At 68.9% G+C, this 23,203-nt stretch carries 27 protein-coding genes and 4 tRNA genes; 17 read left to right on the top strand and 14 right to left on the bottom strand.

Annotated elements, in window-relative coordinates; all coding sequences use genetic code 11:
- Positions 1-489 precede the first annotated feature (489 nt).
- A complete protein-coding gene (locus JMO03_RS04470; RefSeq protein WP_202840714.1) occupies positions 490-828 on the top strand; it encodes a hypothetical protein in 339 nt (112 codons plus the stop codon).
- A gap of 21 nt (positions 829-849) precedes the next feature.
- On the opposite strand, the gene JMO03_RS04465 is transcribed toward JMO03_RS04470, so the two are convergent.
- The 3 genes from JMO03_RS04465 to wrbA all read right to left on the bottom strand — a co-directional run bounded on the left by JMO03_RS04465 (position 850) and on the right by wrbA (position 2,346).
- Positions 850-1,338 (bottom strand): asparaginase domain-containing protein, encoded by a 489-nt coding sequence (locus tag JMO03_RS04465; RefSeq protein ID WP_202840712.1) that lies wholly within the window; start codon positions 1,336-1,338, stop codon positions 850-852.
- A gap of 73 nt (positions 1,339-1,411) precedes the next feature.
- Positions 1,412-1,756, bottom strand: a complete 345-nt coding sequence (locus JMO03_RS04460) for a DUF2069 domain-containing protein (RefSeq protein ID WP_202840709.1) — start codon at positions 1,754-1,756, stop codon at positions 1,412-1,414.
- Complete coding sequence (wrbA, locus tag JMO03_RS04455; RefSeq protein ID WP_202840702.1) at positions 1,756-2,346, bottom strand: NAD(P)H:quinone oxidoreductase; 591 nt, start codon at positions 2,344-2,346, stop codon at positions 1,756-1,758. The genes JMO03_RS04460 and wrbA overlap by 1 nt, the downstream gene beginning before the upstream one ends.
- An 89-nt stretch (positions 2,347-2,435) precedes the next feature.
- Here wrbA and JMO03_RS04450 point away from each other — a divergent pair, with 89 nt between their 5' ends.
- The 3 genes from JMO03_RS04450 to yccX are packed head-to-tail and all read left to right on the top strand — an operon-like array spanning position 2,436 to position 4,614.
- Positions 2,436-3,713 (top strand): YihY family inner membrane protein, encoded by a 1,278-nt coding sequence (locus JMO03_RS04450; RefSeq protein ID WP_202840700.1) that lies wholly within the window; start codon positions 2,436-2,438, stop codon positions 3,711-3,713.
- Positions 3,710-4,345 (top strand): TlpA family protein disulfide reductase, encoded by a 636-nt coding sequence (locus JMO03_RS04445; RefSeq protein WP_202840692.1) that lies wholly within the window; start codon positions 3,710-3,712, stop codon positions 4,343-4,345. The genes JMO03_RS04450 and JMO03_RS04445 overlap by 4 nt, the downstream gene beginning before the upstream one ends.
- Complete coding sequence (gene yccX / locus JMO03_RS04440; protein WP_202840689.1) at positions 4,345-4,614, top strand: acylphosphatase; 270 nt, start codon at positions 4,345-4,347, stop codon at positions 4,612-4,614. The genes JMO03_RS04445 and yccX overlap by 1 nt, the downstream gene beginning before the upstream one ends.
- A 347-nt stretch (positions 4,615-4,961) precedes the next feature.
- On the opposite strand, the gene ppk2 (JMO03_RS04435) is transcribed toward yccX, so the two are convergent.
- From ppk2 (JMO03_RS04435) to JMO03_RS04420, 4 genes are read right to left on the bottom strand one after another with little or no spacing between them, the layout of a single operon-like run.
- Entirely contained in the window at positions 4,962-5,882 is a 921-nt protein-coding gene (gene ppk2, locus JMO03_RS04435) for a polyphosphate kinase 2 (RefSeq protein WP_202840687.1), read from the bottom strand.
- A 38-nt stretch (positions 5,883-5,920) separates the two neighbouring features.
- The gene (locus JMO03_RS04430) at positions 5,921-6,889 is read right to left on the bottom strand and encodes a PstS family phosphate ABC transporter substrate-binding protein (RefSeq protein WP_202840685.1); all 969 of its coding nucleotides are present in this window, start codon (positions 6,887-6,889) and stop codon (positions 5,921-5,923) included.
- Positions 6,886-7,116: a hypothetical protein gene (locus tag JMO03_RS04425; protein ID WP_202840684.1), complete on the bottom strand. Its 231-nt coding sequence runs from the start codon at positions 7,114-7,116 to the stop codon at positions 6,886-6,888. The genes JMO03_RS04430 and JMO03_RS04425 overlap by 4 nt, the downstream gene beginning before the upstream one ends.
- A gap of 21 nt (positions 7,117-7,137) precedes the next feature.
- Complete coding sequence (locus JMO03_RS04420; protein ID WP_202840683.1) at positions 7,138-8,229, bottom strand: Na/Pi symporter; 1,092 nt, start codon at positions 8,227-8,229, stop codon at positions 7,138-7,140.
- Between the two features lie 185 nt (positions 8,230-8,414).
- On the opposite strand from JMO03_RS04420, the gene JMO03_RS04415 reads away from it, so the two are divergent.
- Entirely contained in the window at positions 8,415-8,699 is a 285-nt protein-coding gene (locus JMO03_RS04415) for an acylphosphatase (protein ID WP_425491770.1), read from the top strand.
- 38 nt (positions 8,700-8,737) lie between these two features.
- Here JMO03_RS04415 and JMO03_RS04410 read toward each other — a convergent pair whose 3' ends face one another.
- The 7 genes from JMO03_RS04410 to hemA all read right to left on the bottom strand — a co-directional run bounded on the left by JMO03_RS04410 (position 8,738) and on the right by hemA (position 13,709).
- Positions 8,738-9,163 (bottom strand): hypothetical protein, encoded by a 426-nt coding sequence (locus JMO03_RS04410; RefSeq protein ID WP_202840681.1) that lies wholly within the window; start codon positions 9,161-9,163, stop codon positions 8,738-8,740.
- A gap of 6 nt (positions 9,164-9,169) precedes the next feature.
- Positions 9,170-9,946, bottom strand: coding sequence for a polyphosphate kinase 2 (gene ppk2, locus JMO03_RS04405; RefSeq protein ID WP_202840679.1), 777 nt, complete (start codon positions 9,944-9,946; stop codon positions 9,170-9,172).
- Positions 9,943-10,281 carry a helix-turn-helix domain-containing protein gene (locus tag JMO03_RS04400; RefSeq protein WP_202840677.1) on the bottom strand — a complete coding sequence of 113 codons (339 nt, stop codon included), beginning with the start codon at positions 10,279-10,281 and terminating at the stop codon, positions 9,943-9,945. The genes ppk2 (JMO03_RS04405) and JMO03_RS04400 overlap by 4 nt, the downstream gene beginning before the upstream one ends.
- Entirely contained in the window at positions 10,278-10,802 is a 525-nt protein-coding gene (gene moaB, locus JMO03_RS04395) for a molybdenum cofactor biosynthesis protein B (RefSeq protein WP_202840674.1), read from the bottom strand. Before moaB ends, JMO03_RS04400 begins: the two co-directional genes overlap by 4 nt.
- 102 nt (positions 10,803-10,904) lie before the next feature.
- Entirely contained in the window at positions 10,905-11,366 is a 462-nt protein-coding gene (locus tag JMO03_RS04390; RefSeq protein WP_202840668.1) for a GNAT family N-acetyltransferase, read from the bottom strand.
- Positions 11,367-11,368: 2 nt separating this feature from the next.
- Positions 11,369-12,454 carry a peptide chain release factor 1 gene (gene prfA, locus JMO03_RS04385; RefSeq protein ID WP_202840666.1) on the bottom strand — a complete coding sequence of 362 codons (1,086 nt, stop codon included), beginning with the start codon at positions 12,452-12,454 and terminating at the stop codon, positions 11,369-11,371.
- A complete protein-coding gene (hemA, locus tag JMO03_RS04380) occupies positions 12,432-13,709 on the bottom strand; it encodes a glutamyl-tRNA reductase (RefSeq protein WP_202840664.1) in 1,278 nt (425 codons plus the stop codon). Before hemA ends, prfA begins: the two co-directional genes overlap by 23 nt.
- Before the next feature lie 99 nt (positions 13,710-13,808).
- Between hemA and JMO03_RS04375 the strand changes: the two genes are divergently transcribed.
- The 12 genes from JMO03_RS04375 (at position 13,809) to tuf (ending at position 23,065) form a co-directional block, all read left to right on the top strand.
- A complete protein-coding gene (locus JMO03_RS04375; RefSeq protein ID WP_202840662.1) occupies positions 13,809-15,497 on the top strand; it encodes a tetratricopeptide repeat protein in 1,689 nt (562 codons plus the stop codon).
- Positions 15,494-16,477, top strand: a complete 984-nt coding sequence (gene lolB / locus JMO03_RS21605) for a lipoprotein insertase outer membrane protein LolB (protein ID WP_202840660.1) — start codon at positions 15,494-15,496, stop codon at positions 16,475-16,477. The genes JMO03_RS04375 and lolB overlap by 4 nt, the downstream gene beginning before the upstream one ends.
- 6 nt (positions 16,478-16,483) lie before the next feature.
- A complete protein-coding gene (gene ispE, locus JMO03_RS04365) occupies positions 16,484-17,350 on the top strand; it encodes a 4-(cytidine 5'-diphospho)-2-C-methyl-D-erythritol kinase (protein WP_202840736.1) in 867 nt (288 codons plus the stop codon).
- Positions 17,351-17,441: 91 nt separating this feature from the next.
- Positions 17,442-17,517, top strand: a tRNA-Gln gene (locus tag JMO03_RS04360).
- Positions 17,518-17,654: 137 nt separating this feature from the next.
- Positions 17,655-18,614, top strand: a complete 960-nt coding sequence (locus JMO03_RS04355; protein ID WP_202840658.1) for a ribose-phosphate diphosphokinase — start codon at positions 17,655-17,657, stop codon at positions 18,612-18,614.
- Positions 18,615-18,784: 170 nt separating this feature from the next.
- Entirely contained in the window at positions 18,785-19,447 is a 663-nt protein-coding gene (locus JMO03_RS04350; protein WP_202840656.1) for a 50S ribosomal protein L25/general stress protein Ctc, read from the top strand.
- 123 nt (positions 19,448-19,570) lie between these two features.
- Positions 19,571-20,152, top strand: coding sequence for an aminoacyl-tRNA hydrolase (gene pth / locus JMO03_RS04345; RefSeq protein WP_202840654.1), 582 nt, complete (start codon positions 19,571-19,573; stop codon positions 20,150-20,152).
- An 86-nt stretch (positions 20,153-20,238) separates the two neighbouring features.
- On the top strand, positions 20,239-21,330 hold the full coding sequence (ychF, locus tag JMO03_RS04340; protein ID WP_202840652.1) for a redox-regulated ATPase YchF: 1,092 nt from the start codon (positions 20,239-20,241) through the stop codon (positions 21,328-21,330).
- Between the two features lie 137 nt (positions 21,331-21,467).
- Positions 21,468-21,553: transfer RNA gene (locus JMO03_RS04335), tRNA-Tyr, on the top strand.
- A gap of 33 nt (positions 21,554-21,586) precedes the next feature.
- Positions 21,587-21,660, top strand: a tRNA-Gly gene (locus tag JMO03_RS04330).
- Positions 21,661-21,707: 47 nt separating this feature from the next.
- Positions 21,708-21,783: transfer RNA gene (locus JMO03_RS04325), tRNA-Thr, on the top strand.
- Between the two features lie 91 nt (positions 21,784-21,874).
- Positions 21,875-23,065, top strand: coding sequence for an elongation factor Tu (gene tuf / locus JMO03_RS04320; protein WP_202840109.1), 1,191 nt, complete (start codon positions 21,875-21,877; stop codon positions 23,063-23,065).
- Positions 23,066-23,203 lie beyond the last annotated feature (138 nt).

Raw genomic sequence — 23,203 nt, 5'->3', positions numbered from 1 at the left:
TTCCGGGGCCGCTTTTGTTGGTCCTTCACCCAACGACGGGGGAGGTCGGCTGTCGCGAGAGTGAAGACGAGACTATTGTCCGATCGCTTCGCATTGCACCACGTCATCGCCATCCGACGGGCCCCGTCGCGAGCGGCAGCCCCTGGGACGAATGTCCTCCGGCATCCGCCTGCAGCGGATGCGGATCAGGCTCCCGGTCGACGAATGGACGCCGTGCTTCACGCGGTTGCGAGAAGGACCTCCCGGTTCCGGCGCCGCCGTCGTTCATCCGGCTCGAACGCCACGTCCGGCACGATGCACCCTCGTCGCCGTCCCTCCCTCCCGCTCCGGGAGGACGGGCAGACCCATCGCGTCCGGCTCGACCCAGAGAATTCGAGGAGGCCACTCATGCAGGAAACGTGTTCCCGATTGCGCCGGTGGTTCGCGTGGTGCCTGCTGCCGCCCTGCCTGCTGCTTGCCGCCTGCGCCACCGCAACCGGAGAGCCTCCCGTGCCCCCAGCTTCCTTCGAACTGCCCGGCGAAGGGCCGTTCCAGCGCTTCATCGTCCGCTACCGCGCCGACAGCGCACCCGGCAGGGACAAGGCGACGGTCCCGGCCCGGCTCGACCGGACCGCGGCCGCGGCGACGCTGTCGCCGGCGCCGGCGTTGACCTGGCAGCGACGGCTGGCGGTGGATGCGGACGTGTTCACGGCGGACCGTCCGCTAGATCGCGCCGCGGCCGCCGCTCTCATGCGGGCATTCGACGACGATCCCGACGTCGAATACATCGAGGTCGACCGGATGCTGGGCGTCGACCCGATCCGCCCGATGCCGATGCGCGGCGACTGATCCGCGCCGCGCAGGCGTCGCTCAGTCCGTCGCCTCGAAGCGGTTCGCATCCACGTTCTTGCGGACCTTCGCCGGATCCCAGATGCGTCCGTTCATGGCGATGTGAACACCCGGCGGCAGCGATTGCACCGCGCCGACCGCGGTGCCGATGTTGAATTCGGCGTCCGAGCCGCGGAAGCGTGCGGGGCTCAGCGCCCCGGTCAGCACGATGGTCTTGCCGGGGATCGAGGCCAGCACCTTGGCCGTCTCCACCATCGAGTCGGTGCCGTGGGTCACCAGCACGTGCCGTGCGGGCTGGGCGGCGATCGCCGCGCGCACCAGCTCGCGGTCGGCATCGTCCAGGTGCAGCGAATCCTTGCGCAGGATCGGGATCACCCGGAAGCGGAAGCCCACGCCCAGTTCCTCGAGCATGCGCCCGATCTGCGGGTCGCCGATCTGGTAATCCGACTTGTCGTCGAAGTAGATCTTGTCGATGGTGCCGCCGGTGGTGACGATCAGCAGTTCTTCCATTGCAGTCCTTCCTGCCGGTGCGGCGTCGCACCGGTCGTGAATGTCGCGGTGCGCCGGCTGCGCCCGCTGCGCCTCAACGCCTGCGGCCGAAGCGCGCACGCAACCCGGGCCAGCTGGATGCGAACACCAGCAGCACCGAAAGCGCGGTGGCCGCCAGCGCGAACATCCGCTCGCCGGGCTCCGACCACGCGGTCATCACCCCGTGGCAGAACAGCAGCAGGCCGAGCACGCCTGCCCAGAACGCGGCCTTCGCGCTGCCGAGCAGGGCGCCGCCGAGCAGCAGCACCAGAGGCAGCACGAACACCAGAAAGGCGGCGACGAAATGCGCTTCATCCGCGAACCAGGCCAGGTACAGCGCCGCCAGCGCCGCCAGGGTCGCGGACAGCAGCAGGCGCGGCGGACGTTCGACGCGCAGCATCAGCCGAGCTTCGCGGCCAGCGTGGCGATGCGTCGGCCCAGCGCGCGCGCGAGCGTGGCCTCCTCGTCGCTCGGTGTCGGGTCGTCCGCCTGTCCGGCGACGTGGCTGGCGCCGTACGGCGTGCCGCCGCTGCGGGTGCTGCTCAGCAACGGCTCGGTGTAGGGGATGCCGGCGACCACGCAGCCGTGGTGCAGCAGCGGCACCAGCATGGTCAGCAGGGTCGACTCCTGGCCGCCGTGCAGGGTCGCGGTCGAGGTGAACACCGCGGCCGGCTTGCCGACCAGCGTGCCGCTGGCCCACTGTGCGCCCAGGCCGTCGATGAAATGCTTCAGCGGCGCGGCCATGTTGCCGAAGCGCGTGGGGCTGCCCAGCACCAGGCCGGCGCATTCGGCCAGGTCGGCGTGCTCGACGTAGGGCGCGCCCGCTTCGGGGACGGGCGGGGCGGCGGTCTGCGTGACGGGTGCGACCGGCGGCACGGTGCGCAGGCGGGCCGCCATGCCCGGAACCTCCCCGATCCCGCGCGCGATCTGCCGCGCCAGCTGCGCGACCGAGCCGTTGCGGCTGTAGTACAGCACCAGGATGTCGGGCATGCGCGCCTCCGCGGGAACAGGCGTCATTTTGACAGGGTTTGGGCGCAGCGCTCACCGATACGCGCCGCCGGCTTTGCTACGCTTCGCCGATGCAGCCGCTGGCAATGCTCAACCTGTGGATGGACCGCGTGCGGGACCGCGAGCGCGCCGGCACGTTCGCACGCTTCCTCGCCAGGCGCTTCCTCGACGATCGGCTGTTCCAGGCGGCCGCGGCGCTGGCCTACACCACGATCTTCGCGCTGGTGCCGCTGGCGATCGTGGTGCTGGGCGTGCTTTCGGCATTCCCGGTGTTCGGGGAGTGGCGCGACCAGCTGACCGAGTACATCTTCTCCAACTTCGTGCCGAGCGCGGCCAGCACGGTCAAGGACACCCTGCTGCGACTGGTCGGCGACGCCACCACGATCACCGTGGCCGGTGCGATCGGCCTGATCGTGTCGCTGTTGATCACGCTCAACAGCATCGAGGGGACGTTCAACCAGATCTGGCGGGTGCCGTCCTCGCGGCCGCAGCTGGGCAGGTTCCTGGTGTACTGGACGGTGCTCACGCTGGGCGCGCTGCTGGCGGCGGCCTCGCTGGCGATGTCGGCCTGGGTGTTCGCGTTGCCGGTCTTCTCCACCAGCGAAGGCAAGCTGCTGTCCGGGCTCGCCCTGCGCACCGCGCCGGTGCTGATCGAACTGCTGGTGATCACCGCGCTCTACCGCGTGGTGCCGCACCGGTCGGTGGCGCTGCGGCACGCGTTCGCTGGCGCGCTGCTGGCCACGGTCCTGCTGGAACTGATCAAGTGGGCGCTCGGCGTCTACCTGGGCACCTTCACCACCTACCAGCGGTTGTACGGGGCGCTCGCGGCGCTGCCGATCCTGATGCTGTGGATATACCTGGGCTGGGTCGCGATCCTGCTCGGCGCCTCGTTCGCATCGGCGATCTCGGCGTTCCGCTACCAGCCGGCGGCCATGCGCCTGCCGGAGGGCTACGAACTGTACGGCCTGCTGCGGCTGCTCGGGCGCTTCGCGCAGGCGCGGCGCGAGGGTCGCGGACTGCATACCGAGCAGATGCTGGACATCGAACCGATGCTGACCGACAGCCAGCTCAAGCAGTTCCTGGCGCAGCTGGCCGAGATCGAGCTGCTCAAGCGCGCCGAAAGCGGGGAATGGCTGCTCGCGCGCGACCTCGACTCGTTGACGCTCGCCGACCTGTACGAGGCCTGCCAGTTGCGCATCCCGGTCTCCGAGGCCTGGCTGCCGTGCCGGGACGACGCGCTCGGCGCCGCCGCGATCGCCGCGCTGGACGAGTTGCGCCTGCCGCTGCGCGCGCTGCTCAAGCGCAACGTCGCCCATCTCTACCCGACCACAGGTGAAAAAGCCGCATGAAACGCCAAGCCCCCGGTGCCGTCCTCCTCGCCCTGCTGCTGGCGGCCTGCCAGCCCGCCGCGGACAAGCCCGCCGGCTCCGCGACGCCCCCTGCGGACGGGACGACGGCGACGACCGGCGCCGATGCGGTACCCGATGCGGCAGCCCCGGATGCCGAACAGGCGCCACGGCCCGAGGAACCGGGTCTGCAGGTGGCGACCATCGACGGCGACCAGTACGACCTGGCCGAGCACCGCGGCAAGTGGGTGGTGGTCAATTTCTGGGCCACGTGGTGCTCGCCCTGTCTCAAGGAAATGCCGGAGCTGTCGGCGCTGCACACCATGCGCGAGCACATCAGCGTCGTCGGACTGGCCTACGAGGAGATCGACGTGCCGTCGATGCAGTCGTTCCTGTCCGAGCATCCAGTGGCGTACCCGATCGCGATCATCGACGTGTACGCGCCGCCGGCCGATTTCGAGACGCCGCGGGGACTGCCGATGACCTATCTGATCGCCCCGGACGGCAAGGTCGCGCGCCAGTTCCTCGGGCCCGTCACCGCGAAGGAGATCGAGACCGCGATCGAGAACAACGGCGGTCCGCAGCTGGATCCGCTACCCGGGATGGAGCCGGAGAAGGAGGCCGGGAAGGCCTGATGCCTGGCGTGCGCTTCGTCGTCAGTGGTCGCGTGCAGGGAGTGTGCTTTCGCGCCGGCACGCGGACGCAGGCGCTCGGGTTGGGATTGCGTGGGTATGCGAAGAACCTGCCGGACGGCAGCGTCGAGGTGGTGGCGGTGGGCGAAGCGCAGGCGCTCGAGGCGCTGGCGCAGTGGCTGGAGGATGGGCCGGCACTGGCGCGCGTGGATGCGGTGGGTCGCGAAGATGTGGACGAGGACGTGCAGGCGAACGGCTTTGCAATTCTCTAGCGTGGCGTTACTCCTGCCGTTTTTTCGCGTCAACCCCGCCCAGGCGAGAGTCCTGGCGGCGTTCGCCAGTTCGCTGGCGGGACCGGGATGCGGGGCCGGGGCATCGCCCCGTGGCCTTTGCCGATCCCTGCCAAACGCAAGCCGTACTCGATCGCGCGTATCGGGCTCGACGACGTCCTGGTCTGATGCTGGGCGGTGGAGCCGGGCTCCCAATGGCTGGATCCACCCGGATCACTCCCGTCCGCGGCGCCCGATCAGAAGCTGGTGTCGGCATGGAAGCGTGGGAAACCCTAGAACCTGACCCAATTCTTAGGCCTTCCCAGGTCGTGCTGCGGGATACGTTCCGCTCAGTACACCGCCGGCACAAACATCGACGGCTGCACCGGGTTGCGCAGGTAATCGGGATTGTGTACCCGCGGCGGCAGGCTCACTGCCTGTCGCGCGACCACGTCGTAAGGCACCTGCCCGAGCAGGTGATGGATGGTGTTGAGGCGGGCCTTCTTCTTGTCCACCGCTTCCACGACCCACCATGGCGCCTCTGGGATGTGGGTCCGCTCGAGCATGATTTCCTTGGCCTTGGTGTAGGCCTCCCACCGGGTGCGGGATTCCAGGTCCATCGGGCTGAGCTTCCATTGCTTCAGCGGATCATGTACGCGTGCCTGGAAACGTTGATACTGCTCGTTGTCGGTAATGGAGAACCAATACTTGATCAGGGTGATGCCCGAGCGGACCAGCATGCGCTCGAACTCCGGCACGCTGCGGAAGAACTCTTCGTACTCGTCGTCCGAGCAAAAGCCCATGACCCGCTCCACACCCGCGCGGTTGTACCAGCTGCGGTCAAACAGGACGATCTCGCCGGCCGCCGGCAGATGGGGCACGTAGCGCTGGAAGTACCACTGCGTGCGCTCGCGATCGCTCGGCGCCGGCAGCGCCGCCACGCGGCAGATGCGTGGGTTCAGCCGCTGGGTGATGCGCTTGATGGTGCCGCCCTTGCCCGCTGCGTCACGCCCCTCGAACAGGACGACAATCTTCAGTCGTTGATCGACCACCCAGTCCTGCAACTTGACCAGCTCGCCTTGCAGCCGCAGCAGCTCCCGAAAATAACGATGGCGTTCAGCGCGGGTGTCGGTGCCAATGATCGGCTCGTCAACGTCCAGACGCAGATCGTCCAGCTCCAGTTCGAGCTCTTCATCCAGATTATCGAGAAAAGAATCGCGAAGCAGGGTCTCGTGCGCGATGGGAGAGGTGGCGTGATCCGGTTGGGGCATGGGGTCTGGCACCGTGAAGCGCAGGCTGAGAAAGCAGATCAGGGCGAACGTTCGATGACCCGCAATGCTTCTTGATAGTCTTCATCGGCGAGCGGCATGTAACCGGTGAAATGGAGCCACTGCCTAATGCCCGTCAAGTAAGCGCGCAGGAATGGCTGCAGATGGGTTTTGCGCGTCAGACTCTGCTCGTTGACATAGACGAAAACCGGCCTGGACAGCGGCGCGTACTCACCGCGCTTGACCGTCTCCAGGGAGGGGTGGATTGGACCTCCGCCGCTGCCGTTGTCGACGGCTACCAGCTTGAGTTCGTCCCAGTGGCGGTGATAGCCCCCGATCCCGAAAAACCCGAGCGCGTTCCGCTGCCGGGCGATGCCGGCGGCCAGCAGTTCTTCATCCTCACTGGCCGTGTAGTCCGAACGACTGCTGCGCGTGGTGCCGACGATCGCGGCCGTAAAGTAGTCGTAGGTGCCGGAATCCTGCCCGCGTCCGAACAGAACGACAGGCGTATCGGGCCACTGCTCGCGTACCTGCTTCCAGGTCGTGACCCGGCCCTGCGCCTCCGGCGCCCAGAGCCGTCGGAGTTCCGCCACCGTGATGTCGTTCACCCAGCGGTTGCCGGGATGGACGACGATGGCAATGGCATCCATCGCCACCGGGATCTGGCGGTAGGTCACGCCCGCTGCCTTGCATTGCGCCTGCTCCTGCGCATTGATCGGCCGTGAGGCATTGGCGATGTCCAACTCTCCCGCGCAAAACCGGCGGAAGCCCGCAGTGGTCCCGGAAAAGGCGACCTCGATCCGCGCATCACGCTGGTTGCGCTGAAAGCGGCGCGCAGCCTCGCGGGTGATCGGGTAGACGGTGCTGGACCCGTCGGCGATGACCGTCTCGTTGGCGCGCACCGTCGAGACAGGTGTCGTGAGCAGCCCGGTCGTCATCAGAACGGCGGCGAGGATGGCCGGGACGGGCCGGAACGACGGTGTCGAGCGACGGACCTGTACGCGCATCATGAACGCTCCTTCCGCCATTCCTGACGCAAGGTGTTCCAGAACAGCTTCAAGCTGCTGACCTTGTCATCGACGGCATCGATGTACTGATCAAGGTGATCGATCAGGGCGTGCTGTTCATCTTCCTCCCGTGCCTTGTGGCGCTCGAGCTCGTGTTCCAGCAGGCTGATGGATTCACGCAGATCCCTGATGCGTTGCTCGGCTTCTTCGCGGTTGTTGGTCGTCGGCATCGTCTCGGACTCCATGAATCGTCAGATCTGGCTGATGCCGATCATTACGAGGGGTAGCACGAAGAACAGGCCGCCCATGTACGCCACGACATAGAGTTTGTTCTTCTGGGCCAACTCGGCCAGGGTCTCTGCCATCAGTGGCGGTAGCCTGCGCAAGAAGGGAATGCCATAGATCACCAGGATGCCGAGCACGTTGAACAACAGGTGCACCATGGCGATCTGCATCGCCAGTTCGGCAGTGGGTCCGGTGATGGCCGTCGCCGCCAGCAGTGCGGTGATGCATGTCCCGATGTTGGTGCCCAAGGTGAAGGGATATATCTGCTTGAGGGTAAACAGCCCCGTGCCGGCCAGCGGCACGATGAGCGAGGTCGTCGTTGACGAGGACTGCACCAACACCGTGACCGCGGTGCCGGAGGCCATGCCGGAAATCGGCCCGCGGCCCACGCTGGCGTGCATGATCCGCTGCGCACGACCGACCATCACCTTGCGCAGGACCTTGCCGATGGCCGACACCACGAAGAGAATCAGTGCAATGCCGATCACGATCAGCGCGATGCCCGGCCAGAGCGTGCCCGGCAACCAGCTGGTGGAGGCCGAGAGCAGATCCGAGGCCGGTGCCAGCAAGATCTTCATGAAGTTGGCACTCTTCATGTCCACGCTGGCATCGCCGACAAACAGGCCAGCCAAGGCTTCGGCACCGATCTGCAGCGGGTGGAACACGATCTCCAGCGGCAGCAGGATCAGCACCGCGAGAATGTTGAAGGCGTCGTGCACGGTGGCGGCAGAGAACGCGCGCCGAAACTCCGCGCCGTTGCGCACATGCCCCAGGCTGACGATGGTGCTGGTGAGCGAGGTGCCGATATTGGCCCCCATGATCAGGGGAATCGCGATCGACACCGGGAGGCCACCGGCTACCATGCCCACGATGATCGAACTCACCGTGCTGGAACTCTGGATCAGCGCCGTGGCCACCAGGCCGATCATTAGCCCCACCAACGGGTTGGTGGCGAAGGCGAACAGCTCGCGCGCGTTGTCCCCGGTTGCCACCTTGAAGCCATCGCCGATGGCGCCCACGGCGGCAAGCAGCAGATAGATCAGTGCGACAACTAGCACCCACGAGACCCATTGGCGGGAAGCAGCCCCTGCCTGCGGTGGTTGGATCGCCTCAGACTGCGCCGACATATCGTCCCCACCGAATGTTCTCAAGGGGAAGCTAGTTTCAGGACATGTCATTCCGGTGACAGAGCCGACACTCATGCGTCGTGTCAGCGAGGCTGGCCACTGACGACGCCCCGCACTTGTCCATTCGACAAGCACGTTCGGCTCACCGCCTGATCCAAGCCTTCGCTGCCGCGCGCTTCCTCGTCAGCGGACGCGTGCCGGGCGTGTGCTTCCGCGTCCGCACGCGGACGCAGGCGCTCGGGTTGGGACTGCGTGGGTATGCGAAAAACCTGCCGGACGGCAGCGTCGAGGTGGTGGCGGTGGGCGAAGCGCAGGCGCTCGAGGCGCTGGCGCAGTGGCTGGAGGACGGCCGCCGCTGGCGCGGGTGGAGGACATCACGCGAGAGGATCTCGATCCCGTGACGCCCGCGAACGTCGGCTTCGAAGTGATCTGACGCCGGCTACGGTGTCGTCGCGCCGGGATCGTGCAGTCGCGCCGCTCGCGCGGCCTGTTCATCGTCGAGCGGCGGCGGGCGGGCAATCGCTCCCTGCACCGGGTTACGCCAGCCGGGCAGCCTGCGGATGCCGGCGGCGGTGACCTCCAGGCCCTTGTTGATCGCGATCTGGACGAGGCCGCCTCGCATCCCGATCTCCTCCAGGCTCGGTGGCTCGTCCCAGTGCCGCGAGAACGCCGTGGCTTCCACTTCCACCGGGTTGCGGAAGGCGAAGGGATCCGCCGGCGATCGCTCGCCGACCACACGCACGGCCTCCATGTCGGTGACCGGGTCCGGGCCAGGCGTCGGTTCCGGCGTGGTGGCGCCCGGGTCTTCCTGCGCGCCCGAATCGGCAAAGGCGCAGCAGAGCATGGCCAGCAGCAGCGCCCGCACCGGGGTTCAGGCCCGGAACGGCTTCAGCGGTCGCAGCACGCCGTAGCGCTCGCGCAGCGGCTTGCCCTCCAGCGGCGACAGGTGGATGTCGGGCGGGGGGATGCGGGTATCGGGCAGGCGGTCGAGCAGGTCGCGGATCAGGGTCAGGCGGCCGCGCTTCTGGTCGTTGAAATCCACCAGCGTCCAGGGTGCGTACCGGGTATGGGTGGCCTTGAGCATCGCCTCGCGCGCACGGGTGTAGTCGTCGTAGCGCCGACGCGCCTCGACATCGACCGGCGAGAGCTTCCAGCGTTTGAGCGGATCGTTCAGGCGCTCGAAGAAGCGCTCCTCCTGTTGCGCCTGGTCGCAGCACAGCCAGTACTTGAACAGCAGGATGCCATCTTCCACCAGTTGCCGTTCGAACACCGGCGCCTGCCGCAGGAAGGCCTTGACCTGCGCATCGGTCGCGAAGCCCATCACCTTCTCCACCCCGGCGCGGTTGTACCAGCTGCGGTCGAACAGCGCGATCTCGCCGGCGGCGGGCAGGTGCGGCACGTAGCGCTGGAAGTACCACTGCGTGCTCTCGCGCTCGGTGGGCTTGGGCAGGGCCACGGTGTGGCACTGGCGCGGGTTGAGCTGGTCCGAAATGGCACCGATCGCGCCGCCCTTGCCGGCGGTGTCGCGGCCCTCGAACACCACCAGAAGGCGATGCCCGGTGTGCTGCAGCCAGCGCGACAGCGCCACCAGCTCGACCTGCATCGGTTCGAGTGCGGCTTCGTACTCCTTGCGCTTGAGCGGCGTCATTCCGCCTTGCCCTTGCGCATGCCGGCCATGGTGCGCGCCACCTCGAGCAGCGCGCCCTGGCGGCGGGTGTCGAGGCCGCGATAGGCGGCGAGCAGGTCGTGCTCGCCGCGCGTGCGCGCCGGGTCGAAGGTGCTGGCCAGCTCCGCGAGCAGGGCGCCGGCCGGCACGCCGAACGCACGCGCCAGCGCGTCGAGCTGGTCCTTGCCCGGCTGCTTCTCGCCGCGCATCCAGGCCGACACCGTGGCCACGCCGGCGCGCGGGATGGCGGTCGCGAGGTCGGCGACGCTGAGGCCGCGCGCCTTGGCCAGCAGGCGCAGGGTCTGGTCGATGCTCATGCCGGTTCCCGGAGCCGCGGGCGCAGCGTGGCCAGGTTGCACGGCCGGGTGCGCGCGTCGAGCTGGTCGCGGATGATCTTTTCCCATGCCGTGCGGCAGGCGGAGGTCGAGCCGGGCAACGCGAACAGGAAGGTGCCGTTGGCCAGTCCGGCGAACGCGCGCGACTGCAGCGCGGACGTGCCGATTTCTTCGAAGGAAACCGCGCGGAACAGTTCGCCGAAACCGGGCATCTGCTTGTCCAGCAGCGGCAGCAGCGCCTCGGGCGTCGAGTCGCGCCCGGTGAACCCGGTGCCCCCGGTGACCAGCACACCGTCGACCGCGGGGTCGGCGATCCACTTCGACACCAGCGCACGCATGGCGTAGCGGTCGTCGCGCAGCAGCGCGCGCTCGTGCAGGCGATGGCCCTCGGCCTCGAGCGAGGCGACGAGGTAGTCGCCCGAACCGTCGTCGGCCGGCGTGCGCGAGTCGGAGACCGTCAATACGCACAGACTCAACGGGGTCTTGTCGTCGGAGGTGCTCATGGCGTCCAGCGTACTCCAGCACGCGCCCGTAGGAGCGCCTTCAGGCGCGATGCTCTTGTTCCAACGCGCACGGACGCAAGAGCATCGCGCCTGAAGGCGCTCCTACCGATGCGCCGGGTGTTCCAGCGGTAACGAATACCATTGCGTGTCGTCCTCCTGCCAGCCCGCGGCGCGATAGGCCGCGCGGGCGACCTGGTTGTCGCGATGCGTCTCCAGCGAGATCGCGGCGGCGCCATCGGCGCGTGCGAAGGCTTCCGACACCCTCAGCAGCGCCGTCGCGACGCCGAGGCGGCGCGCGGAAGGCGCCACGAACAGGTCGTTGAGGATCCAGGTCCGTGCGGTGCGCACCGAGGAGTACATCGGGTAGAGCTGGGCGAAGCCGACCATGTCGCCGCCGCGTCGCGCGACGAAGACCACCGACTCACCGAACCGCAGGCGGGCGCGCAACCAGTCGCGCGCGCGTGCCGGATCCGATGGCTGGTCGTAGAACTGGCGGTAGGCGTCGAACAGTCCGGCCAACGCCTCCAGGTCGGCGGGCGACGCACGGGCGACGGCGGTGTCCATGCTCATTCCTCGTCCGTCAGCCGCGTCAGCGCGTCGGCCTGGTGCTCGCGCGACAGGCGCTCGACCAGCGCGTCGAGGCCGCCTTCGAGCACGTTCGGCAGGTCGTACAGGGTCAGGCCCTCGACGCGATGGTCGGTGATCCGGCCCTGCGGGTAGTTGTAGGTACGGATGCGCTGGCTGCGATCGCCGCTGCCGACCTGCAGCTTGCGGCTGGCGGCAGTGGCGGCGGCGCGGCGCTCGGCCTCGGCTTCGGCCAGCGTGGCGCGCAGGCGTTTCATCGCCTTGTCGCGGTTGGCGTGCTGGGAGCGCTCGGTCTGCGATTCGATCACGATGCCGGACGGCAGATGGGTGATACGGATCGCCGAGTCGGTCTTGTTGACGTGCTGGCCGCCGGCGCCGGAGGAGCGGAAGGTATCGACCCGCAGGTCGGCCGGGTTGATCTCGACCGGCTCGCCTTCCTCCTCGACCGGGATGATCGCCACGGTCGCGGCCGAGGTATGGATGCGGCCCTGCGATTCGGTTTCTGGCACGCGCTGCACGCGATGGGTGCCCGATTCGAACTTGAGCCGGGCGTAGGCGCCTTCGCCCTCGATCCTGGCGATCGCCTCGCGGAAGCCGCCGTGCTCGCCGGGGCTGGCCGATTCGACCTCGACGCGCCAGCCCTGGCGCTCGGCGTAGCGCGAATACATGCGCAGCAGGTCGCCGGCGAAGATCGCGGCCTCGTCGCCGCCGGTGCCGGCGCGGATCTCGAGGTAGAGGCCGCCGTCGTCGCGGGCGTCGCGCGGCACCAGCAGCGCCATCAGGGTGTCGTCGAGCGCGGCCAGGCGCGCGTTGGCGGCCTCCACTTCCTCGGCCGCGAGCTCGCGCAGCTCGGGATCGGAGCGCATCGCCTCGGCGGCGGCGAGGTCCTCGCGCGCGCGGCGTTCGTCGGCGAGCGCGGTGGCCAGCGGCGCGAGGCGCGAGAACTCGCGCGACAGCGCGCGGAAGCGCGACTGGTCGCCGGCGATGCCGGGATCGGCGAGCAGGCGTTCGAGTTCGTCGCGGCGTTCGGCCAGCGCTTCCAGCTTACGGCGCAGGGTCGGCAGCATCGGCGTCGCGCGGGGCAGGGGGCAGCAGTTCGTCGAACGAGCGCAGGAAGTCGAGGTTGCCGCTGGCCACCGCCTCGCGCATCGCCGCGGTGGGGGCGTGCAGCAGGCGGTTGGTCAGGGCATGGGCGAGCTGTTCGAGCACCGTCGCCGGGTCCTGCCCGGTCGCGATCTGCTGCTTCGCCCGGGCCACCAGTTCGGCGCGGGTGGCGTCGCCGTGCGCGCGCAGGCGCTTGAGCGGTTCGTTGCGGGCGCCGAACGCCAGCGCCTCGACGTAGCGCGACACCTGCAGGTCGATGATCGCCTCGGCGTCCTGCGCGGCGTCGCTGCGGCTGCGGCGGTTGTGCTCGACCACCCGGTCGAGGTCGTCGACGGTGTAGACGAAGGCGTCGTCCAGCTCCGCGACGTCGGTGGCGATGTCGCGCGGCACCGCCAGGTCCATCAGCAGCATCGGCCGCCGCTTGCGCAGCGACAACGCCTGCGAGATCTGCGGCCGGGTCAGGATCGGCGACTGGCTGGCGGTAGCGGAGAACACGATGTCGGCCAGAAACAAATGGCGTTCCAGCTCGTCGAGCGGCAGCGCCACCGCGCCGTGGCGCGCGGCCAGCTCCTGCGCGTGCTGGTAGGTGCGGTTGGCGACCAGCAGCCGCTTCACCTTCGCCTGCGCCAGGTGGCGCGCGGTCAGTTCGATGGTCTCGCCGGCGCCGACCAGCAGCACCACCGAGTCGGCCGGGCGCGCGAACGACTGCTGCGCCAGTCGCACCGCCAGCGACGCCACCGACACCGGGCTGGTGCCGATCCGGGTCTCGGTGCGCGCGCGCTTGGCGGTGACGAAGGCGTGCTGGAACAGCCGGTCGAGTTCTCCGCCCAAGGTGCCGGCGCTGCGGGCCATCGCCCAGGCCTGCTTGACCTGGCCCAGGATCTGCGGTTCGCCGAGCACCAGCGAGTCCAGCCCGCAGGCCACGCGGAACAGGTGCCGCACCGCGTCGTCGCCGGTGTGGCGGTAGAGGTAGGCATGGAGGTCGCCGCCTTCGCCCGGGTGGGTGGCCAGCCAGTCGGCCAGCATGCGTCCGTCGGCGTCGGCGAGCGCGTACAGCTCGGTGCGGTTGCAGGTCGAGAGCAACGCCACCTCGCGTACCCCCGGCAACGCACGCAATTGCGCCAGCGCGGCGGGCACCGCACCGTCGCAGAACGCCACGCGCTCGCGCAGCGCGACCGGCGCGGTCTGGTGGTTGATGCCGAGGGCGTAGAGGGTCATGCGCTGTTGGCTGGCGGGCCTACACGGCGTTTGCCGTTCAGGCGCTTGCGATAAGCTTTCGGGTCGAGATGACACCATTTTAAGGCCCGGCCGACGTCGATGCCCGTTTTTCCGAACTCCGTCCGCCCGATCGCCCTGTCCGCCCTGCTGCTGGTGCTGCCGGCGCTGTCGCTCGCGGCGCCCGACGCCAACCGAGACGCGCTGCGCGACGACGTGCTCGGCGCGACCCTGGCCGGCGAGTACGCCCTGCAGGCCGGGCGGCTGGACGAGGCCGCTGGGTGGTACCTCGATGCGGCGCGTGCCGCCGGCGACGAAGACCCGGGGCTGGCCGAGCGCGCTACCCGGATCGCGCTGCTGGGCCAGGACGACCGTGCCGCCGCCGCCGCCCTCGCGCTCTGGCGCCAGCGGGCACCGGCCTCGATGTCGATGCGCGCGGCCGAGGCCACGCTGGCGTTGCGCGAGGGCAGGGAGCGGGCCGCGGCCCGCCAGTTGCGTGCGCTGATGCTGGATCCCGATCCCGCCGGCTGGCGGCACGCGCTGTCGGTGATCGCCACCGGCCCGCGCGAGCCCGAGACCTCGGCGAAGATGATGCGGCGGCTGTTCGACGACGGCGCGGTGCCCGATAGCCTGCCGGCGTGGCTGGCGTTCGGCGACCTGTCGCAGCGGCTCGACCAGGACGACCTCGCCCGCCAGGTGATCGCCCACATCGTGGAGCGCTACCCGGGCGAGCCCCGCGTCGCCCTGCTGCGGGCCTCCCGGCTGCGCGAGTCCGGCGACCTGGATGGCGCGCGCGCCGCGCTGCAGGAGGCCGGCGACGCGGCGCTGATCGTGCCGGAACTGCGCCTGGCCATGGCCGCCGAGTACGATGCCCTGGGCGATGCCGCCACCGCGGAACGACTGCTGGCCAAGGGTCCCCAGGACCGCCGCATCCAGGCCTTGCGCGCGTCGCTGCTGGCCAAGGCCGAGGACAATCAGGCGCTCACCGCGCTCTACGATGAACTGCGTCGCGACGCCGGAAATCCCGATCCGTCGCTGCGGCTGCTGCTGGGGCAGGTCGCCGAGTTCCTCGACCGCCATGCCGAGGCGCTGGAGTGGTACGACAGCGTTCCCGGGGGCGAGGCACGCCTCCAGGCGCGTCTGCGCGCGACCAACGCCCTGCACGATCTCGGGCGCCGCGAGGAGGCGTTCCAGGCGTTGCAGCGCCTGCAGGTGGACGGGTCGATCAACGAGGATGCGCGCCGCGCCGCCTACCTGGTCGAAGGCGAGCTGCGTGCCAGGGACGAGGACTTCGACGCCGAGAACGACGCCTATGCGCGCGGCCTGGCCGACTGGCCGGACGAACCCTCGCTGCTCTACGCGCGCGCGCTGATGTGGGAACGCCGCGACGACATCCCGCGCGCCGAGGCCGACCTGCGCACGATCCTGGTCGCCGACCCCGAGAACGTCGCCGCGCTCAACGCGCTCGGCTACACGCTCGCCGACCGCACCGAGCGCTACGGGGAAGCTCTGGAACTGATCGACCGCGCACGCGTGGCCGAGCCGGGCAACGCCGCGATCATCGACAGCTACGGCTGGGTGCTGTACCGCCTCGGCCGCTTCGACGAGGCGCTGGTGGAGCTGCGCCGCGCCTACACCCTGCAGAAGGATGCCGAAATCGCCGCGCACATCGCCGAGGTGCTGTGGGTGATGGGCCGCAGGGACGAGGCCCGCAAGTATTTCGACGATGCGCGCCGGCTCGATCCCGACAACCGCTCGCTGCAACGCGCGCTCGAGAAGACCGGCGCATGAGGCGTCTGCGTGCCTGCGCCCTGGCTGCGGTCGCCGCAGCGATGCTCGCCGCCTGCGTCTCGTCGCCGACGCGCGCCCCGGTGCCGATCGACCGCGCGCAGGCAGCGCGAGCGGACGCGCAGCGCGCCGCGCTCGGCGACTGGTCGCTGCAGGGGCGCGTCGCGATCTCCAGCGGGCGCCAGGGCGGCAGCGGCCGCCTCGACTGGACCCAGCGGGGCGGGCGATACGACATCGCGCTCGCCGCGCCGGTGACGCGACAGGGTTGGCGCCTGAGCGGCGATGCCGTCTCGGCGCGGCTGGAGGGCATCGAAGGCGGGCCACGCGAGGGCGGCGCGGTGGAGGCGCTGCTGTTCCAGGCGACCGGCTGGGACATTCCGGTGCGCGCCATGGTCGACTGGATCCGCGGCGTTCCCGCGGAGGCTGGCGCCCATGGCCCGGCGCGGCTGGAGCACGGGAGCGGCGACCTCCCGGTCCGCCTGGAGCAGGGCGGATGGCGAATCGAGTACCGCGACTGGTACGAGGCCGGCGTTGGCCAGCCGGCGCTGCCGAGGCGGATCGACGCTAGCCGCGGCGAGGCGCGGGTGCGGCTCGTGGTCGACGGCTGGACCGTGGTACCGGGACAGGCCGTTTCGCCGACGGATGACGCCGCCTCCCCGGACGTGCAGCTCGAACGCACCCTGCAGGGGTTGCGACTCGACGATCCCGCGGCCGACATGGCGGCCCGGGTCGCCGTCGGCGACCTGCGTCCGGTCGGCGTCTGCGGCTTCGCCTGCCTGGCCCCCGGCTACGGCCCCGATGGCGCGGCAGGCGTGCACGGGATCGACATGCGGATCATCGACGGCACCGGCGACGTTGTGCTCGGCGAGCGCCATCTGCAGCTCAAGCACCGGGCCGAGGCCTATGCGCGGGCCTACAACGCCGCGCTCGCGGCCTGGCGCGCCGCACATCCTGGTGTCGCGGACGCGCTTCCGGCGGACTGAGCCGTGGTGGTCGATCCCGATCCGGATGGGTGGTCGTCCTGGCCGGCCCCGGCCAAGCTGAACCTGTTCCTGCGCATTCCTCGCCGGCGCAACGACGGCTACCACGAGTTGCAGACCGTGTTCCGGATCCTGGACTGGGGCGATACCGTTCGCATCCGCACGCGGGACGACCCGGCGATCCGCCGCCACGGCACCTCGGTGGCCGGCGTCGCGGAGGCGGACGATCTCGTCGTTCGCGCGGCAAAACTGCTGCAAGCCGAAGCGAAATGTCGACAAGGTGCCGATATCTGCGTCGAAAAACGCATTCCGGCCGGTGCCGGGTTCGGCGGCGGCTCCTCCGACGCGGCGACCGTGCTGCGCGCCCTCGACCTGCTCTGGGGGCTGGAGGCGGAGACGGACCGGCTCGCCGCGCTGGGTCTCAGGCTGGGCGCCGACGTGCCTGTCTTCGTCCACGGGGTCAATGCCTGGGCCGAGGGCGTGGGCGAACGGCTGACCCCGGTCGACCTGCCGCCCGCGTGGTACGTGCTCGTGGACCCGGGCGTCCACGTCGCCACCGCGGCCCTGTTCCAAAGCCCTGAATTGACGAGGAATGCCGCACCCGCGACAATATTCGACTTCGTTTCGGGAACTGGGCTCGGCAATGCGTTCGAGCCGGTGCTGCGCCGCCGCGAACCCGCCGTCGAGGCGGCGTTCGTCGCGCTGGCGCGGATCGGCACGCCGCGTTTGACCGGGTCGGGTAGCGGCTGCTTCGTCGAGTTCGCCACGCGCGGATCCGCCGAAGCCGCGCTGGCGACGCTGCCACCGGGCCTCAGGGCCTGGGTGGTGGCGGGCGCGCGGCGCTCGCCGTTGCTGGATGCGCTCGAAGAAGCGTGATTGGTGATTCGTGAACTGGTGATCGGGCAAGAGCGCAAGGGCGCGTGCGGTTGCTTTCCCACTCACGAATCACCAATCACGTCCCACCAACAGGGGCGTCGCCAAGTGGTTAAGGCACCGGGTTTTGATCCCGGCATGCGTAGGTTCGAATCCTTCCGCCCCTGCCAGAAGAGCCGTGATTCGTGATTGGTGATTCGGAAAGGCGGGGGAGTGCTGGCGCTGTGGCTTTTTCCAATCACCAATCATCAATCACGAATCACCATTCCCCACCCGCACGGTCAGAGCGAAGCGGAGTAGCAAGGCAATGAAGGAAGATCGGAACCTGTTGATCTTCTCGGGCAACGCGAACAGGCCGCTGGCCAAGGCGGTGTGTCGCGAGCTCGGGGTGCGCCCCGGCAAGGCGCTGGTCTCGACGTTCTCCGACGGCGAGGTGCAGGTCGAGATCGAGGAGAACGTGCGCCGGCAGGACGTGTTCGTCATCCAGCCGACCAACGCGCCCTCGGCCGAGCACCTGATGGAGCTGCTGGCGCTGATCGACGCGCTCAAGCGCGCATCGGCGACCTCGGTGACCGCGGTGGTGCCGTACTTCGGCTACGCCCGACAGGACCGTCGCATGCGCTCCTCGCGGGTACCGATCACGGCCAAGCTGGCGGCGCGGATGTTCACCGCGGCCGGCGCCGACGGGCTGCTGACGGTCGACCTGCACGCCGACCAGATCCAGGGCTTCTTCGATATCCCGGTCGACAACGTGTACGCCTCGCCGCTGCTGCTCGCCGACATCTGGCGCGCGCACGGGACCGACAACCTGATCGTGGTCTCGCCCGACGTCGGCGGCGTCGTGCGGGCCCGGGCCATCGCCAAGCGCCTCGACGACGCCGACCTGGCGATCATCGACAAGCGCCGGCCGAAGGCCAACGTCGCCACGGTGATGAACATCATCGGCGACGTCGAGGGCAAGACCTGCGTGCTGGTCGACGACATCGTCGACACCGCGGGAACGCTGTGCGCGGCGGCGGGCGCCCTCAAGGCCAGCGGCGCCAACAAGGTCGTCGCCTACTGTACCCATCCGGTGCTGTCGGGCGCGGCGATCGACAACATCACCCGTTCGCAGCTGGACGAACTGGTGGTGACCGACACCATCCCGCTGTCGGAGGCTGCCCGCGCCTGCGGTCGCATCCGCCAGCTCAGCGTCGCCGAGATGCTGGCCGAGACGATCCGCCGCGTCGCCTTCGGAGAATCCGTCAGTTCGCTGTATCTGGACTAGGGGCGGTGATTCGTGATTGGTGATTGGTGATTGGTGATTCGAAAGGGCGGCAGAGTCGCTTCTGCCAATCACCAATCACGAATCAACAGGTTCCACCGGCTCTTCTGGTCGCGGAAGAGTCGCCAAACCGCCGCGAGGCGGATCATTGCAACAATAGAGAGAACAACAACATGGCAACGACACACGAAATCAGGGTCGAACGCCGCGAGGACGAAGGGAAGGGTGCGAGCCGCCGCCTTCGTCGCGCCGGCAAGACCCCCGCCATCGTCTACGGTGGCGACCTCAAGCCGGTCAACATCCAGCTCGACCACGAGCCGTTGTGGGTGGCCAGCCAGAACGAGTGGTTCTACTCCTCGATCCTGGGCCTGAGCCTGGGTGGCGACATCCAGAAGGTGCTGCTGCGCGACATCCAGCGCCATCCGTACAAGCAGCTGATCATGCACCTGGACTTCCAACGCGTGAACGAGAAGGAAACGCTGCGCACCGCGGTACCGCTGCATTTCCTGGGCGAGGACACGTCGCCGGCCGGCAAGTCCGCCGAGGTCGTGGTGCTCCATGAACTCAACGAGGTCGTGGTGGAGTGCCTGCCCAAGGATCTGCCGGAGTTCATCGAGGTCGACCTGTCGGCGCTCGAGCTCGGCGCCACCGTGCACCTGTCCGACCTGAAGCTGCCGGAAGGCGTCGAGATCCCCGAGCTCAAGCTGGGCAAGGAGCACGACGTGGCGGTGGTGGTCGCGCGCCACGCCCGCGTCGAGGCCGCCGACGAGGCCGAGGGTGACGAGGCCGCAGCGGATGTGCCGGCCAGCAAGGTGTCGAAGGACGACGAGAAGTGAGCTTCGCCTAGGCGAAGCTCGCCCCGAGCCGCAGGCGACGGGACCTCCCCGTGGGACGCGACCGACCGGGATCCGCTGCGTCCAACGGAGGACCAGTCGTCGCGCGGCCCGGGCGACACTCCGATGGAAGGACTGCGTCTCATCGTCGGCCTCGGCAACCCGGGGCGGGAATACGCGCGGACCCGGCACAATGCCGGGTTCCGCTTCGTCGACGCGCTCGCCGGCAAGGCCGGCGGGCGCTTCGGTATCGAGGGCAAGCTGTTCGGCGAGACCGCGAAGATCGACTTCGCCGGTCAGGCGCTGTGGCTGCTGAAGCCGGCGACCTTCATGAACCTCAGCGGCAAGTCGGTGGCCGCGGCCCTGCGCTACTGGAAGATCGAACCGGAGCAGGCGCTGTTGGCCCACGACGAGCTCGATCTGCCGCCCGGCACCGCGAGGCTGAAGTTCGACGGCGGACACGGCGGCCAGAATGGACTGCGCGACACGATGAAGTTGCTCGGCCATGGGCGGTTCCACCGCCTGCGTATCGGCATCGGCCATCCGGGACACAAGGACCGCGTCACGTCCTGGGTGCTGGGACGGCCCGGCGTCGAGGACGACATCCTGATCGACCGCGCCGTCGACGACGCGCTCGACGTCCTGCCGCTCGCGGTCCGCGGCGATTTCAGCGAGGCGATGAAGCGGTTGCATACGGCCAAGCCGTAATTCGTGATTGGTGATTGGTGATTCGAGGGGAACGGCGGCCTGTCGTTCCGAATCACCAATCACGAATCACCAATCACGGACAGCCAATGGGCATCCAATGCGGCATCGTCGGCCTGCCGAACGTCGGCAAGTCGACGCTTTTCAACGCGCTGACCAGGGCGGGCATCGCCGCGGCCAACTTCCCGTTCTGCACGATCGAGCCGAACGTCGGCGTGGTGCCCGTGCCGGATCCGCGGCTGGGCGCGCTGGCGGAAATCGTCAAGCCGGAGAAGGTGGTGCCGACCGCGGTCGAGTTCGTCGACATCGCCGGCCTGGTCGCCGGCGCGGCCAGCGGCGAGGGCCTGGGCAACAAGTTCCTGGCGCACATCCGCGAGGTCGACGCGATCACGCACGTGGTGCGCTGCTTCGAGGATCCGGACGTGATCCATGTCGCCAACCGGGTCGACCCGATCGCCGACATCGAGACCATCGACACGGAACTGGCCCTCGCCGACCTCGATTCGGTGGACAAGGCGATCGCCCGCTACGAGCGCGTGGCCAAGAGCGGCGACAAGGACGCCAAGGCGCGGATCGAGGTGCTGCGGAAGCTGCGGACGGCGCTCGACGATGGTCGGCCGGCACGCTCGGTGGCGCTGTCGGACGAGGAGCGCCCGCTGGTGCGCGAGCTGTTCCTGCTGACCATGAAGCCGGTGCTGTACATCGCCAACGTGCTCGAGGAGGGCTTCGAGGGCAATCCGCACCTGGACGCGGTGCGCGCCCGGGCGGCCGGGGAGGGCGCCGAGGTGGTCCCGGTCTCGGCCGCGATCGAGGAGGAGCTGAGTCAGCTCGAGGACGCCGACCGCGACGAGATGCTGTCCAGCTACGGCCTGGACGAGCCCGGCCTGAACCGGGTCATCCGGGCCGCCTACCGGCTGCTGGGCCTGCAGACCTACTTCACCGCCGGTGTGAAGGAGGTCCGCGCCTGGACCGTGAAGGCCGGCGCGACCGCCCCGCAGGCGGCGGCGGTCATCCATACCGACTTCGAGAAGGGCTTCATCCGCGCCGAGACCATCGGCTACGACGACTTCATCCGCTACCGCGGCGAGGCCGGGGCCCGCGAGGCCGGCCGGCTGCGGCTGGAGGGCAAGGAGTACCGGGTGCAGGAGGGCGACGTACTGCACTTCCGGTTCAACGTCTGAGCCTTGCGGGTCGCCCGCCCGCGTCTCGACGGCGCGTCGGGCCCGCGCGCGTCGCCGCCGGACGGCGACAGGCGCGTTGACAGCGACCCGTCGCGTGGTCAAAATAACGGGCTGTTTCACGGGTTTGCGCGACGACCGGAGGGATACCCAAGCGGCCAACGGGGGCAGACTGTAAATCTGCTGGCTTACGCCTTCGGTGGTTCGAATCCACCTCCCTCCACCAGTCCCGTCGCGCAGCACCAGGTTCCAGCGCGGCGCGGGAGTAGTTCAACGGTAGAACCTCAGCCTTCCAAGCTGATGGTGCGGGTTCGATTCCCGTCTCCCGCTCCATTGCGCTGCTGCCCCTGGTTCCCGTGCGAAAGGTTCCACAGTTTCACGCTCACGTAGCTCAGTCGGTAGAGCACCTCCTTGGTAAGGAGGAGGTCGATGGTTCGATTCCATTCGTGAGCACCATCCATGCGGGGCAGCCCCGCGAGCGCCCGGCCGTTGCTGGCCGGACTTCCATACCAGCAGTCAAATCCAACCGTCAGCGAGAGTCACAGTCATGGCAAAGGGTAAGTTCGAGCGCACCAAGCCCCACGTGAACGTGGGCACGATCGGCCACGTGGACCACGGCAAGACGACGCTGACGGCGGCGCTGACGAAGATCGGTGCCGAGCGTTTCGGTGGCGAGTTCAAGGCCTACGACGCGATCGACGCGGCGCCGGAGGAGAAGGCGCGCGGGATCACGATCTCGACCGCGCACGTGGAATACGAGTCCCCGAACCGCCATTACGCGCACGTGGACTGCCCGGGCCACGCCGACTACGTGAAGAACATGATCACCGGTGCGGCGCAGATGGACGGTGCGATCCTGGTGTGTTCGGCCGCGGACGGCCCGATGCCGCAGACGCGCGAGCACATCCTGCTGGCGCGCCAGGTGGGCGTGCCGTACATCGTGGTCTTCCTGAACAAGGCGGACATGGTGGACGACGCTGAGCTGCTGGAGCTGGTGGAGATGGAAGTGCGTGAACTCCTGTCCAAGTACGAGTTCCCGGGCGACGACACCCCGATCATCCACGGTTCGGCGCTCAAGGCGCTGGAAGGCGACCAGAGCGAGATCGGCGTGCCTGCGATCATCAAGCTGGTGGAGGCGCTGGACAGCTGGATCCCGCAGCCCGAGCGCGACATCGACAAGCCGTTCCTGATGCCGGTCGAGGACGTGTTCTCGATCTCGGGCCGCGGCACGGTGGTGACCGGGCGGATCGAGCGCGGCGTGATCAAGGTGGGCGAGGAGATCGAGATCGTCGGTATCCGCGCGACGCAGAAGACGACGGTGACGGGCGTGGAGATGTTCCGCAAGCTGCTCGACCAGGGCCAGGCGGGCGACAACGCGGGCCTGCTGCTGCGCGGCACCAAGCGCGACGAGGTCGAGCGCGGCCAGGTGCTGTGCAAGCCCGGTTCGATCAAGCCGCACACCGAGTTCGAGGCGGAGGTGTACGTGCTGTCGAAGGACGAGGGTGGCCGTCATACCCCGTTCTTCAAGGGCTATCGTCCGCAGTTCTACTTCCGCACGACCGACATCACGGGCGCGGTGACGCTGCCGGAGGGCACCGAGATGGTGATGCCGGGCGACAACGTGAAGATGGTGGTGTCGCTGATCAACCCGGTGGCGATGGACGAGGGCCTGCGCTTCGCGATCCGCGAGGGCGGCCGTACGGTCGGCGCCGGCGTGGTGGCGAAGATCATCAAGTGACCTGACACCCCGTGCGCGCCAAGGCGCGCACGGCTGGTGGAAGGTCATCCCGAGCGCAAGCGAGGGATCTCCCCCGGCCCCGGTCCCCGACCGGAACCGGACAGGCAAGGGCGAGGCGGCGAAAGCCGCCGTCGCCTT

Origin of the sequence: Luteimonas saliphila, from assembly GCF_016774335.1 — a bacterium.
Lineage (GTDB): Bacteria > Pseudomonadota > Gammaproteobacteria > Xanthomonadales > Xanthomonadaceae > Luteimonas > Luteimonas saliphila.
The sequence above is the reverse complement of the archived record's forward strand: the minus strand, read 5'-3'. Positions and strand labels throughout refer to the sequence as shown.